At 51.2% G+C, this 13,602-nt stretch carries 15 protein-coding genes and 1 pseudogene; 2 read left to right on the top strand and 14 right to left on the bottom strand.

Annotated features, from left to right (window positions below; translation table 11 throughout):
- Positions 1-34: 34 nt before the first annotated feature.
- Both ACJHYO_RS06235 and tatE read left to right on the top strand, forming a co-directional pair.
- Positions 35-823 (top strand): deaminated glutathione amidase, encoded by a 789-nt coding sequence (locus ACJHYO_RS06235; protein WP_001350194.1) that lies wholly within the window; start codon positions 35-37, stop codon positions 821-823.
- Positions 824-951: 128 nt separating this feature from the next.
- Positions 952-1,155, top strand: coding sequence for a twin-arginine translocase subunit TatE (tatE, locus tag ACJHYO_RS06230; RefSeq protein ID WP_000503931.1), 204 nt, complete (start codon positions 952-954; stop codon positions 1,153-1,155).
- Positions 1,156-1,254: 99 nt separating this feature from the next.
- Here the strand turns inward: tatE and lipA are convergent, their stop codons facing one another.
- The 14 genes and pseudogenes from lipA to lptE all read right to left on the bottom strand — a co-directional run bounded on the left by lipA (position 1,255) and on the right by lptE (position 13,590).
- Positions 1,255-2,220 carry a lipoyl synthase gene (gene lipA / locus ACJHYO_RS06225; RefSeq protein WP_000042632.1) on the bottom strand — a complete coding sequence of 322 codons (966 nt, stop codon included), beginning with the start codon at positions 2,218-2,220 and terminating at the stop codon, positions 1,255-1,257.
- 240 nt (positions 2,221-2,460) lie between these two features.
- A pseudogene (locus ACJHYO_RS06220) lies at positions 2,461-2,781 on the bottom strand (LysR family transcriptional regulator); the annotation flags it as partial.
- A gap of 258 nt (positions 2,782-3,039) precedes the next feature.
- The gene (gene lipB, locus ACJHYO_RS06215) at positions 3,040-3,681 is read right to left on the bottom strand and encodes a lipoyl(octanoyl) transferase LipB (RefSeq protein ID WP_000284027.1); all 642 of its coding nucleotides are present in this window, start codon (positions 3,679-3,681) and stop codon (positions 3,040-3,042) included.
- 100 nt (positions 3,682-3,781) lie between these two features.
- Positions 3,782-4,045: a DUF493 family protein YbeD gene (gene ybeD, locus ACJHYO_RS06210; protein WP_000850550.1), complete on the bottom strand. Its 264-nt coding sequence runs from the start codon at positions 4,043-4,045 to the stop codon at positions 3,782-3,784.
- A 109-nt stretch (positions 4,046-4,154) separates the two neighbouring features.
- The gene (gene dacA / locus ACJHYO_RS06205; RefSeq protein WP_001092082.1) at positions 4,155-5,366 is read right to left on the bottom strand and encodes a D-alanyl-D-alanine carboxypeptidase DacA; all 1,212 of its coding nucleotides are present in this window, start codon (positions 5,364-5,366) and stop codon (positions 4,155-4,157) included.
- A 139-nt stretch (positions 5,367-5,505) separates the two neighbouring features.
- Positions 5,506-6,594, bottom strand: a complete 1,089-nt coding sequence (rlpA, locus tag ACJHYO_RS06200) for an endolytic peptidoglycan transglycosylase RlpA (protein ID WP_001231421.1) — start codon at positions 6,592-6,594, stop codon at positions 5,506-5,508.
- A 10-nt stretch (positions 6,595-6,604) separates the two neighbouring features.
- On the bottom strand, positions 6,605-7,717 hold the full coding sequence (gene mrdB, locus ACJHYO_RS06195; protein WP_000131717.1) for a peptidoglycan glycosyltransferase MrdB: 1,113 nt from the start codon (positions 7,715-7,717) through the stop codon (positions 6,605-6,607).
- A gap of 2 nt (positions 7,718-7,719) precedes the next feature.
- Entirely contained in the window at positions 7,720-9,621 is a 1,902-nt protein-coding gene (gene mrdA / locus ACJHYO_RS06190) for a peptidoglycan DD-transpeptidase MrdA (RefSeq protein WP_000776191.1), read from the bottom strand.
- A gap of 30 nt (positions 9,622-9,651) precedes the next feature.
- On the bottom strand, positions 9,652-10,119 hold the full coding sequence (gene rlmH, locus ACJHYO_RS06185) for a 23S rRNA (pseudouridine(1915)-N(3))-methyltransferase RlmH (RefSeq protein WP_000776104.1): 468 nt from the start codon (positions 10,117-10,119) through the stop codon (positions 9,652-9,654).
- Between the two features lie 3 nt (positions 10,120-10,122).
- The gene (gene rsfS, locus ACJHYO_RS06180) at positions 10,123-10,440 is read right to left on the bottom strand and encodes a ribosome silencing factor (protein ID WP_001161664.1); all 318 of its coding nucleotides are present in this window, start codon (positions 10,438-10,440) and stop codon (positions 10,123-10,125) included.
- A 259-nt stretch (positions 10,441-10,699) separates the two neighbouring features.
- The gene (locus tag ACJHYO_RS06175; RefSeq protein WP_001350192.1) at positions 10,700-11,311 is read right to left on the bottom strand and encodes an adenosylcobalamin/alpha-ribazole phosphatase; all 612 of its coding nucleotides are present in this window, start codon (positions 11,309-11,311) and stop codon (positions 10,700-10,702) included.
- Positions 11,312-11,334: 23 nt separating this feature from the next.
- A complete protein-coding gene (nadD, locus tag ACJHYO_RS06170) occupies positions 11,335-11,976 on the bottom strand; it encodes a nicotinate-nucleotide adenylyltransferase (RefSeq protein ID WP_000838879.1) in 642 nt (213 codons plus the stop codon).
- 1 nt (position 11,977) lies between these two features.
- Positions 11,978-13,009 carry a DNA polymerase III subunit delta gene (gene holA, locus ACJHYO_RS06165; RefSeq protein WP_000620532.1) on the bottom strand — a complete coding sequence of 344 codons (1,032 nt, stop codon included), beginning with the start codon at positions 13,007-13,009 and terminating at the stop codon, positions 11,978-11,980.
- A complete protein-coding gene (gene lptE, locus ACJHYO_RS06160) occupies positions 13,009-13,590 on the bottom strand; it encodes an LPS assembly lipoprotein LptE (protein WP_001269673.1) in 582 nt (193 codons plus the stop codon). Before lptE ends, holA begins: the two co-directional genes overlap by 1 nt.
- Between the last annotated feature and the right edge of the window lie 12 nt (positions 13,591-13,602).

The following is a 13,602-nucleotide window of genomic DNA, read 5'->3' as shown; positions in this document are numbered from 1 at the left end:
TTGGCGAATTTTACGACTCTGACAGGAGGTGGCAATGCTGGTTGCCGCAGGACAGTTTGCTGTTACATCTGTGTGGGAAAAGAACGCTGAGATTTGTGCCTCGTTGATGGTGCAGGCGGCGGAAAACGAGGTTTCGCTGTTTGTCCTGCCGGAAGCATTACTGGCGCGTGATGATCATGATGCGGATCTTTCGGTTAAATCAGCACAGCTGCTGGAAGGCGAATTCCTCGGCCGTTTACGGCGAGAAAGTAAACGTAACATGATGACGACAATTCTGACGATTCATGTTCCTTCAACACCGGGGCGTGCATGGAATATGCTGGTGGCGCTACAGGCAGGAAACATCGTCGCCCGTTATGCCAAACTGCATCTCTATGATGCATTTGCCATTCAGGAATCACGCCATGTTGATGCTGGTGATGAAATAGCTCCGTTACTGGAGGTGGAAGGGATGAAGGTCGGTCTGATGACCTGTTATGACTTACGCTTTCCAGAGCTGGCGCTGGCACAGGCATTACAGGGAGCTGAAATCCTGGTACTTCCTGCCGCCTGGGTTCGTGGGCCGCTCAAAGAGCATCACTGGTCAACGTTGCTTGCCGCTCGTGCGCTGGATACCACCTGTTATATGGTGGCGGCGGGGGAGTGCGGGAACAAAAATATCGGGCAAAGCCGGATTATAGATCCCTTTGGCGTCACCATTGCGGCAGCGTCAGAAATGCCTGCACTCATTATGGCGGAAGTGACGCCCGAACGTGTGCGTCAGGTACGCGCGCAACTGCCCGTCTTAAACAACCGTCGCTTTGCGCCGCCACAATTATTATGATGTTTTTTTACTCGGCGCTTGATTCACCTTGTTACAGATTGCTATTGTGTGCGCGCGTCGAATGACCGTTAATATTCTCTGGTTTTTAAGGCGCGTTCTGTTGCCGGTTATATGTCAAGAAGGTATCTATGGGTGAGATTAGTATTACCAAACTGCTGGTAGTTGCGGCGCTGGTCGTTCTGCTGTTTGGGACTAAGAAGTTACGTACGCTGGGCGGAGACCTTGGAGCGGCCATTAAAGGGTTCAAGAAGGCGATGAATGATGACGATGCTGCGGCGAAAAAAGGCGCAGACGTTGATCTTCAGGCTGAAAAGCTCTCTCATAAAGAGTGACGTGGCGAGCAGGACGCTCCCTCAATATCTTGTTCGATACAAAAACCCGCTTCAAAAAGCGGGTTTTTTATCAGACAGATGTAAGTAATTATTACAGGATTACTTAACTTCCATCCCTTTCGCCTGCAAATCGGCGTGGTAAGAAGAGCGGACAAACGGACCGCATGCAGCATGGGTAAAGCCCATCGCCAGCGCTTCGGCTTTCATTTCGTCGAACTCATCCGGGCTAACGTAACGTTGAACCGGCAGGTGATGGCGGCTTGGCTGCAAATATTGCCCCAGCGTTAGCATCGTCACACCATGACGGCGCAGGTCGCGCATTACCTCAATAATTTCTTCATTGGTTTCACCCAGTCCCACCATCAGACCAGACTTGGTCGGGATTTCCGGATGCGCTTCTTTAAAGCGTTCCAGCAGCTTAAGCGACCAGTTGTAATCTGCGCCAGGCCGTACCTGACGGTAAATACGCGGTACGTTTTCCAGGTTATGGTTGAACACATCTGGTGGCGTTGCAGTCAGAATATCCAGAGCACGATCCATACGACCGCGGAAATCCGGCACCAGAGTTTCAATTTTGATTTGCGGGCTTTTTTCCCGAATGGCAGTAATGCAATCCGCAAAGTGCTGGGCACCGCCATCGCGTAGGTCATCACGGTCAACGGAGGTGATAACCACATAACGCAGCGCCATATCGGCAATGGTCTGCGCCAGTTTCACTGGTTCATTGGCATCAGGAGCTACCGGGCGACCGTGGGCAACGTCACAGAACGGGCAACGGCGGGTACAAATAGCGCCGAGGATCATAAACGTTGCTGTGCCGTGGTTAAAGCATTCCGCCAGGTTAGGGCAGGAGGCTTCCTCGCAGACAGAATGCAGGCCATTTTTGCGCATTGCGGCTTTGATGCCCTGGATACGTGTAGAGTCCGCTGGAAGCTTGATTTTCATCCATTCCGGCTTGCGCAGCAGGGCTTCGCGCTCTGTTGCCACGTTTTTAACCGGGATAAGGGCCATCTTATCGGCATCGCGGTATTTAACACCGCGTTCCATCACAATGGGTTTACTCATAGCGTGCGTGTTCCAGTTGCGAATTACGAAGGAAAGCGTTTCAATTCAATAGATTGTTGTAATTATCAACTATTTTTGAATTAACGACTGGCAGTATATCATTGAAACGGACCTGAAAGCAGCCAAAGCGGTCGCGAAAATGTAAAATTGTTGTTGGATTGTGCCATTTTATCGTTCTGCGCTGTGATCTGGCTGTAACAATACTTTTTCAAAATGCATTACAGATAACATCTATGGTCCTGTGCAAAACATGTTATCGGTGATGAGATCGGTTTGAAACTGACTGAGTTGGTTTTCCGCGCCGCTGATGGGCGGGTTGCGCAGTAAAAGCTGCGGATAGTGAGTTTTAATCGCCCGATAGATGACAGGAAGGACCAGGGCTCCGACCGAGGGGGGGCAGATTAAGCACTTTCGCTGCATTAACGATTCCTTTATGGACATATGCAACTTCAAAATAGTCAGAAGGGTAAGATCAATATTTCGTAAGGTTGTAAATATTTGTGGTTTACCTTCTGACTATTTTCTGCTTAAACAGGGTTCAATTTTATTATTACTATCCACGCACTTACTCCAATTTTATTCATGAAAAAATAATATTTAAAAAAATTACAATAATCTTATGTCTAATTGGGACGGAACGCTTTTGCTCACCATGGTAATTATTTCAATGAGTTAACCAATTGGGTGAGCTACGGAGCAAGGCGTAGCATCGCATTTCTGCAAGTGATAAAGAAAATATACAAACGCGAAGGAGATGTAAAGCATTAGCAGGTATTATGAGTAATGACCCAGTGTAAATTGGGCCATTGATGTATGGAATTAAGCGGTAATATATTCGAAGTCAGGATTGTTTAGTAGCGCTAAAATATTTTCCAGTAAACGTGGTGCAATATTATTAGTCGTCGCTTCGGGTTTCCATTGTGATATTTTAGCCATTTCCATTCCTGCATACCCACAAGGATTAATACGTAAAAATGGTGAAAGATCCATATTGACGTTTAATGCCAGACCGTGGAATGAACAACCGCGTCGAATACGTAAACCCAGTGAGCAAATTTTCTTTTCCCCGACATAGACACCAGGCGCGTCAGCCCGAGGATGCGCTTCTATACCCAGTTCAGCCAGGGTATTCACCACTGTTTGCTCAAGCAAGGTCACCAGTTCACGCACACCGAGTTTACGGCGTTTCAGGTTAAGCAACACATACATCACCTGTTGCCCCGGCCCGTGATAAGTCACCTGCCCACCGCGATCGCTCTGGATCACCGGAATATCACCCGGCATTAAAATATGCTCCGCCTTTCCTGCCTGCCCTTGGGTGAATACCGGATAGTGCTCGACCAGCCAGATTTCATCAAGGGTACTATCATCGCGGGTATCGGTGAATTCATGCATAGCCTGGGAGATTGGCTCGTAAGGCTGAAGACCGAGCTGGCGGACAAGAATTTTATCCTGATACAAAACGGCATCTCCGTGGAGAATGAGTAAAAGTGGGGGAAAAGTATATCACAGCGAGGAGAGGGGAGTTACCCGACCAGGAGCCGGGTAACGGAGAAGCGAGTTACAGAACCATGCGGACAATATCGATTTTGCCCAGTTCTTCATACAGTGTTTCAACCTGCTCGATATGAGTGGCGTTGATAGTGATAGATACCGAGTGGTAGTTGCCTTTGCTGCTTGGTTTTACCGTTGGGGTGTAGTCACCTGGCGCATGGCGCTGTACCACTTCAACCACCTGATCAACCAGCTCAGGTAACGCCTGCCCCATAACTTTGTAAGTAAAAGGAGTAGGGAATTCAAGCAGTTCGTTAAGTTTGGTTTTCATGTCAGCTCCGGCGTAACGTAATTAAATAGCAACTCCCGCCAGAAGGCGGGAGTTTTTTACTGATGCTTAGTATATGGGGACGGAAATTACACTTTCAAGTGTTCAATTTTTAACCAAACCAGTGATGGAACATTAATTTAATGTAATCAATGATTTTGCCGAAGAAGTTACCTTCCGGTATTTCTTGCAGCACAACCAGCGGGCGTTGTTCGATCGTTTTGCCATCAAGCTGGAAGTTGATAGTTCCGACGACCTGATTCTTTTGCAGCGGCGCATGCAATTCACTGCTGTTCAGCACATAGCTGGCTTTCAGATCTTTCATGCGACCACGCGGAATGGTCAGGTACACGTCTTTATCAACCCCTAACGAAGCGCGATCAGAATCACCAAACCAAACCGGTTCAGAGGCGAACTCTTTACCTACTTTCAGTGGGTTAACGGTTTCGAAGAAACGGAAGCCCCAGGTTAGCAATTTTTTACTTTCGGCTTCACGGCCTTTAAAAGTACGTCCGCCCATCACCGCAGAGATCAAGCGCATCTGGCCTTCAGTCGCAGAAGCAACAAGGTTGTACCCTGCTTTGTCAGTGTGTCCGGTTTTGATGCCGTCGACATTCAGGCTGTTATCCCATAACAGGCCGTTACGGTTCAGCTGGCGAATACCGTTAAACGTAAATTCTTTTTCTTTATAGATCGAGTATTCATTCGGTACGTCACGGATCAACGCCTGGCCGATCAGCGCCATATCTCGCGCGGAGCTGTACTGACCATCAGCATCCAGACCGTGTACCGTCTGGAAGTGGGTATTTTTCAGGCCCAGGGCGTTAACGTAGCTGTTCATCAAGCCAACAAAAGCGTCCTGGCTACCAGCGGCAAAATCGGCCATGGCGACACAAGCATCGTTACCCGATTGCAGGTTAATACCGCGGATCAGCTGAGAAACCGGAACCTGCATGCCCGGTTTGAGGAACATCAGCGAAGAACCTTTAAACACCGGGTTACCGGTGGCCCATGCGTCGTTGCCGATAGTGACTAAATCAGTTTCTTTAAATTTACCGGCTTTCATTGCCTGGCCGATAACGTAACTGGTCATCATTTTGGTCAGGCTGGCAGGATCGCGGCGGACATCAGCGTTCTGTTCGGCGAGTACTTTGCCGGAGTTGTAGTCAATCAGGATGTAGGACTCCGCGTCGATCTGCGGTACACCCGGGATCATGGTTTTGATATTCAGGTCATCGGCATGTGCAGCAGAGATAAAGGCTGTGCAAAGAGCCGTGGTGAGCGCCAGGCGCTTCATGATACGAGCGGAAAAAATGGTATTCATGGTCTGAACTACGACATCCGTGATGGAATTAAAAAAAGTGCCCTACTATAGCAAATGCACTACCGGCAGGCATCTGACTTTCCGCGTGACTTTGTTAACGTCATTTACAGAAATTGACACATCAGATGCCTGCTTTACGCTACTGCGCGGTGGTAATAAATGACTGTAATTGGGCTTCGGTTTGCAAACGTTGCTGCAAGGTACTGGCTTCGGCTTTGCTGGCGAATGGGCCAAGCTGGATCCGCCAGACCGCGCCATTTTGAGTTACGCGACCGGGGACGCCGAACTTCTGTCCCAGTTGCTGTTGGTACTGTTGCGCACGAGCCTGATCGCTAACGGCCCCGACTTGCACCATAAAGTTGCCGCTGGCGCTTTGCGAGGCGGCTTGCGGTGTCACCATTGCAGGTGAGGTTGCAGGCGTTGTCGACGGAGCTGTAACAACGGGCTGTGGCGCAGGCGTCGGTTCGCTGCCTTCCAGTACACCAGGCGCTAAGGTCGTTGGTGCGCCGAGGAAACCGCTGCTGGTTACCGGCGCGCCGGTCGGATCTTCGCTTTTTAGCGTCGAATTACTGACCGGAAGAATGTCACCCTGCGGGACAGGCACTGAACTTGTTCCCGCGCCACCGCTTAAATCGGGAGGTGCTGGCAGGGCGTAAGTCTGTTTGGCGACTGTGGTACAAGCCATACCAGGACCAGAAAGCGAACCATCCTGGGCGACAATAATCGGATCGATACGAACTTTGGTGTTGTTTGACGTGTTAAGACGGTCAGCTGCCGCGCGAGAAAGCGAAATCACGCGGTCGTTGCCATAAGGGCCGCGATCATTAATGCGCACCACGATCATTCGCCCGTTAGCCAGGTTAGTGATTCTGGCGTAGCTGGGGATTGGAAGCGTTGGATGGGCCGCCGTCAACTGTGTCGGATCGAAAGCTTCGCCAGAGGCCGTCAGGTTACTGCCGGGTTCGGCATCATAGATTGCCGCCAGTCCCGCCTGGCTAAATCGAGACGGATCCTGCACGATTTTGTAGCTTTTACCGTCGCGCTGGTAATCCTGATTTGCCGTCGCGTTCAGTGGTTCGAAACGCGGGTCTGCCCCGCTAATTTCAACTATGGGGCCGTTACATACCGCAGGCTGCGGTACACTTACCGTCTGTTGCTGACCATCATCGCTTGTACATGCCGCGAGCATTCCTGCCGCGATGCAGATCCCGAGCCACTGCTTACGCATTGCGCACCTCTTACACGCTTTTCGACAACATTTTCCTGTGGGTGTGGATTGACATTACAATCCCGAACCCAGCCATCAGCACAATTAGCGCCGATCCTCCATAACTGACCAGTGGGAGCGGAACCCCTACAACCGGCAGAATACCGCTTACCATACCAATATTTACGAAGACATAAACGAATAATATCAGCATTAAGCCGCCAGCCATGACGCGACCAAAGGTGGTTTGCGCTCTGGCTGCTATCCACAGCCCGCGCATGATCAGCAGAATGTAGAGAGCGAGCAGAATCAAAATGCCCACTAATCCCAGCTCTTCCGCCAGTACCGCGAAGATAAAGTCGGTATGGCGTTCGGGGAGAAATTCAAGCTGTGACTGAGTGCCGTGCAGCCAGCCTTTGCCGCGTAATCCGCCGGAGCCAATAGCAATTTTAGACTGAATAATGTGATAGCCTGCGCCGAGTGGGTCTGATTCCGGGTCCAGGAGCATCATTACGCGCTGGCGCTGGTAATCATGCATCAGGAAGAACCACAGAATCGGAATGAACGCCGCTACCAGCACTACTGCGACGCCAATCAGACGCCAGCTAAGGCCAGAGAGGAACAGTACAAACAGGCCGGAAAGCGCAACGAGGATTGATGTTCCCAGGTCAGGCTGTGCAGCCACCAGCAGCGTGGGCATAAATATCAGCACCAGCGCGATAGCTGTATTCTTCAATGAAGGTGGGCAAACGTCGCGGTTGATAAAGCGTGCAACCATCAACGGTACGGCTATCTTGGCAATTTCCGACGGTTGAAAACGAACAATACCGAGGTCCAGCCAGCGTTGAGCGCCTTTAGAGATGGCACCGAAAGCATCTACCGCCACCAGCAAAATAATACAGATGATATAGAGATAGGGGGCCCAGCCTTCATAAACGCGTGGAGGAATTTGCGCCATCACCACCATGATGACCAGACCCATCGCAATCTGGCCGATTTTACGCTCCATCATGCCAATATCCTGACCGCTGGCGCTCCAGATAACCAGGGCGCTGTAAACCAGCAATGCCAGTAAGATCAGCAGCATTGTGGGATCGAGATGGACTTTATCCCAGAATGTTTTTTTATTCGGATTATCCGTCATGATTAATGGTCCTCCGCTGCGGCAACCGCTGGATTTTCCGCAGGCAGATCGGTGTTGTTATCACCCAGCATAATGTGGTCGAGGATCTGGCGCATCAGCGTACCAACCGCCGGACCCGCGCCGCCGTTCTCCAGAATCATGGCGACAGCCACTTGCGGATTGTTGTATGGCGCAAAGGCGGTCATCAGTTTGTGGTCACGTAAACGCTCGGCAATTTTGTGCGCATTATAGGTTTCGTTCGCTTTCAGACCGAAGACCTGAGCGGTACCGGATTTCGCCGCAATTTTGTACGGTGCGCTGGCAAAATATTTATGCGCCGTACCGTTAGGGCGGTTAGCAACACCGTACATACCGTCTTTCGCCAGCTCCCAGTAACCGGAATGAATATCGCCGACGGGCGGTTCATGCGGTTGTACCCATGGCACCTGTTTGCCGTCTTCGGCGGTGCTCATCAGCAAATGCGGAACCTTCACGATACCGTCATTAATCAGGATCATCAGTGCCTTACTCATCTGGATTGGGGTCGCTGTCCAGTAACCCTGACCGATACCAACCGGAATGGTGTCACCCTGATACCACGGTTTTTTAAAGCGTTTCTGTTTCCATTCGCGGGTAGGCATGTTGCCGGAACGTTCTTCCGCCAGGTCGATACCGGTGTAATGACCATAACCGAATTTCCCCATCCATTCGGAGAGGCGATCGATCCCCATATCGTAGGCCACCTGATAGAAGAAGGTATCCGCAGATTCTTCCAGCGATCTTGTGACATTCAGACGCCCGTGGCCCCATTTTTTCCAGTCACGATAACGTTTTTCCGACCCTGGCAGTTGCCACCAGCCGGGGTCAAACAGCGTCGTATTGCGCGTGATCACCCCGGCACTCAATGCCGAAACCGCCACATAGGGTTTAACTGTAGACGCGGGAGGATAAACCCCCTGTGTGGCGCGGTTCACCAGCGGTGTATTCGGGTCGTTCAGCAAGGCGGAATAATCTTTGCTGGAGATACCGTCAACAAACAGGTTTGGGTCATAACTAGGCGTGGAAACCAGCGCCAACACCCCACCTGTACGCGGATCGGTGACTACCACAGCTGCGCGGCTACCCGCCAGCAGCGTTTCAATATATTGCTGGAGTTTGAGATCCAGCGTCAGGTAAATATCGTGTCCGGCTTGCGGTGGTACTTCTTTTAACTGGCGGATAACACGCCCACGGTTGTTAACTTCAACCTCTTCATAACCGGTCTGACCGTGCAGCACGTCTTCATAGTAACGCTCAATGCCCAGCTTACCGATATCATGCGTTGCCGCATAGTTGGCCAGTTTGCCGTCATTATTCAGGCGTTCGACGTCTTTATCGTTGATTTTCGACACATAGCCGATGACGTGGGTCAACGCTGAACCGTAAGGATAGTAACGACGTTTATAGCCTTTAACTTCGACGCCAGGAAAACGGTACTGGTTGACGGCAAAGCGAGCTACTTGTACTTCGGTCAGGTTAGTTTTCACCGGAATAGAGGTGAAACGGTGTGAACGTGCGCGCTCTTTTCGGAATGCAGCAATATCATCATCGGTCAGATCAACCACGCTGCGCAAAGCGTCCAGCGTTTGCTGCACGTTATCGACTTTCTCCGGCATCATTTCTATCTGGTAGATAGTGCGGTTGAGAGCCAGAGGGATACCGTTACGGTCGTAGATAATGCCGCGGCTGGGTGCGATAGGCACCAGCTTAATGCGGTTTTCATTAGAGCGGGTCTGGTAGTCGGTAAAGCGAACAATTTGCAGATTATACAGGTTGGCGATAAGCACGCCGGTCAGCAGCAAAATCCCCAAAAAGGCGACCAGCGCCCGGCGCACAAACAGCGCGGACTCTGCCGTATAGTCGCGAAAAGAGTTCTGTAGTTTCATCCGCTGCGTTTTCTACTCAAAGCTCACTTATCACTCACGGTGATAAGGATGGTTGGTGGTGATGCTCCACGCCCGGTACAGACTCTCTGCGACCAGCACGCGAACCAGCGGATGGGGAAGGGTAAGTGCCGACAGCGACCAGCTCTGCTCCGCCGCCGCTTTACAGGCAGGCGACAACCCTTCAGGCCCGCCAATCAGTAGACTGACGTCGCGACCATCCAGCTTCCAGCGTTCCAGCTCAGCGGCTAACTGCGGCGTATCCCAGGGCTTGCCTGGAATATCGAGGGTGACAATGCGGTTTTTGCCTGCGGCCGCCAACATCTGCTCACCCTCTTTGTCGAGTATGCGCTTGATGTCCGCATTCTTGCCGCGTTTTCCGGCCGGAATTTCAATCAGCTCGAAGGGCATATCTTTCGGAAAACGACGCAGGTACTCGGTAAAACCGGTTTGTACCCAGTCCGGCATTTTCGTTCCCACGGCGACAAGTTGCAGCTTCACGCATTAACTCCAGAGTTTTTCCAGTTCATACAGGCGACGGCTCTCTTCCTGCATGACATGGACAATCACATCGCCCAAATCCACGACAATCCAGTCGGCGCTGTTTTCACCTTCTACGCCGAGCGGTAACAGGCCCGCTGCGCGAGACTCCTGCACAACGTGATCAGCAATGGACATAACATGGCGGCTGGACGTACCCGTACAGATGATCATGCAGTCGGTGATGCTGGATTTGCCCTGAACGTCTAAGGCGATGATGTCCTGACCTTTGAGGTCATCAATTTTGTCGATAACAAAATCCTGGAGTGCTTTACCCTGCAAGTTTTCCCCCTGGGTGAATCAAATAGATAAAAATGGTCTGTCAGTATACCTGAACCAGAGGCGATTTCGGGACAATTGTCGCCGAATCGGCTTTCGAAAGTGGGCTATCATCCCACCCCGCGCCGCAGATTGCATCGCCATTTTTGTAAAACAATTTCTACAAAGTCGTGTCTGGCGGAAAAAGTCTGGCTGCGGAGAATATCAGCCTGCCCGGGGCTGTCAATGGTCGTTGCGGCTTACCCGTAAAAAAACAGAAAAGTCATGCATTCTCGACCCCGATGGCACGGCTATTGAGGACGCGTAGCGTCGCGAATTTTTGGTTGATATCAATGGCGCTCCAACACCCCTGGTCAACGCGGAAATGCCACATAGACTCGGCAGGCATACCAATTAAACGAGCAATTAACAGACTCAGTACGCCCTGATGGCTGACGACTAAAATATTCTGATAGTGCTGATATTCACTAAGCCTTGCGATAAATCGTTCCACACGTTGCGAAAATGCCTGAAATCCTTCACCGTTCGTGGGGATAGCATGCTGCCAGTCATTGCACCACGCGCTATAGTTTTCGGCATCTTCTTGCATGAGGTCACGATGATGTCGCATCTCCCAGTCGCCAAAAAACATTTCATTGAGTTCAGGGATGATATGAACGGGGTGCTGGCGGTCACTAAGAACCAGTCGCGCGGTATGCTGTGCCCGTTCCAGTTCACTGCATAAAACCAGGTCAAAGGAAACATCATGTAGCAGCGTATGCAGATTTTGCGCTTGCTCAATACCGCGCGCGGTCAGGGGTGTGGGCACATGACCGCTGTACAGACCATCGACATTCGCTTGCGTTTCACCATGACGAATTAACCACAGTCGCATCATGCCCTCCGTAACGACAGGTATCAGCGATACAAGCCTTGTTGGTTAATGTAAGTCAGTACCGGTTCCGGTAATAAATCCTCACACGATTCACCGTTTTGCAAACGTTCGCGGATGATGGTCGCCGAGATGTTAAACCACGGCGTTTCAGCCAGATAAATTTTACCGGCAGGCTGAAGGTGAAGATCTTCCGGGTTATGTGTCAAATGATCCTCCAGCCATTGCTGATATTGTGGTTGTGCCATTTCAAGTGGGTAACCTGGACGCCGACAGACGATCAAATGTGCATTGTCGAGTATCGTTTCGTATTCGTACCAGGTCGGAAAGGTCAGCAATGAATCCTGACCAATAATAAACGCCAGCGGCACGTCCGGTCCTTGCTCCTGCCGCCACTCTTTCAGTGTTTGCGCAGTGTAAGAGGGGGCATTGCGCTTTAGCTCGCGTTCATCAAGGGTAAACAGTGGCTTGTCAGCTATCGCCAGTTCAAGCATGTGTTTACGCTGCGCGCTGTTCGCTTCCGGCTGTGGACGATGCGGAGGAACATTATTAGGGATGATTGTGACCCGCGTCAGACCAATCAAATTCGCCAGCGTTTCCACGGGTTTAAGATGACCATAGTGCACCGGATCAAAGGTGCCGCCAAACAGAGCCTGTAAAGATTTCATATCAACCGTCGATAAATACGTCCGCCAGGGGTTTATGGCACAACAGAAGAGATAACCCTTCCAGCTCTGCCCACACTGACTGACCGTAATCTTGTTTGAGGGTGAGTTCCGTTCGTGTCAGGAGTTGCACGGCCTGACGTAACTGCGGCTGGCTTAAGCGATTTAACGCCTCGCCCATCATGCCCCGGCGGTTCTGCCATACCCGATGCTTATCAAACAACGCACGCAGTGGCGTATGGGCAGACTGGCGTTTCAGGTTAACCAGTAACAACAGTTCACGTTGTAATGTGCGCAACAAAATAACCGGTTCGCTGCCTTCCAGACGCAGTTGCTGAAGAATATGCAACGCGCGCTTACTTTTTCCCATCAACAAAGCATCAACCCAATGAAAAGGGGTGAAATGCGCGGCATCATTCACCGCCTGTTCAACGCGCGGTAATGTCAGTTTGCCGTCCGGCCAGAGTAGCGATAAACGCTCCAGTGCCTGGGCCAGCGCCAGCAGGTTACCTTCATAACAGTAGCAGAGCACCTGATTTGCAGCGTCATCCAGTTCTAAGTTGAGCTGTTTTGCGCGCGCAGCAACCCAGCGGGGCAGCTGAGCCTGCTCCGGTGTCTGACAGGTCACCTGCACGCTGCGATTCGCAAGAGCAGTAAACCAGGCGGCATTTTCTTGCGCTTTGCTTAATTTATTACCGCGGACGATCAACAGCAGGTCGTCATGCAGAAGTCCGGTGAGTGTGAGAAGTTGTTCATTGATCGCCGCATTCGGTCCGTTTTCGGGTAACAACAGCAATAGCGTTTGTCGACTGGCAAACAGGCTCATGGCCTGGCATAACGAAAAAATCGCATTCCAGTCGGTGTTGGGATCAATGGAAAAAGTGTGGTGTTCTTCGAACCCTTGCGCCGCAGCGACCTGACGAACAGCGTCCTGGCTTTCCTGCAATAACAGAGGATCGTTACCAAGTAAAAGATACGCCGCGCGCAGCCCTTCATTGAGCTGCGCGCGGAGTTGTTCCGGGTACAACCGAATCATCAGTTACCCAGCGTGGTGGAGACGCGTGCAGGCGTTGCCGGAGTATCCGTTGTGGTCGACGTCTGTTCTTCGTCGGAACGAATATCCGCAGCACGGATGCTTGGCAGCTTACGAATCAGCTGTTCGGCAGCACGGTCGTACATCTCTTTTACGATCATGTCTTGTTCGTTATCTTTCGCTAACGCCATTTGCGGGTTATCGAAGAACGAACGGAAGACTTTGGCGCTAATCGGGTAGATATCACGGCCGGGGATCAACACGGTCGCATTCACCGTCATGATCATCTGATACTCTGCTGTTTGACCGTTACGGAATACCGATGCGGTATCTTTCGCGATGCTCACTTTACCCAAACGCAAGGATGGAACGTCCTTACGCGTGGTTTCTTTATCAAGCAACTCGACACCATTCAGACGTAACTGATTACGCACCGCACGGCTTAATGGCCCGTTCGGATCGCCTGAGTCCAGGATCATGACCTTCATAGTGGAAGGAACCTGCGTGGTGTCACGCAGATGCCAGCCACACCCGGCGGTGATTAACACCGCCAGAGATAACAACAATGTTGCCAGATATCGCACGCTTCCTCCCGC

Source organism: Escherichia sp. WS1118 (assembly GCF_046487695.1).
GTDB lineage: Bacteria > Pseudomonadota > Gammaproteobacteria > Enterobacterales > Enterobacteriaceae > Escherichia > Escherichia coli.
This window is presented reverse-complemented; position numbering and strand designations above follow the sequence as displayed.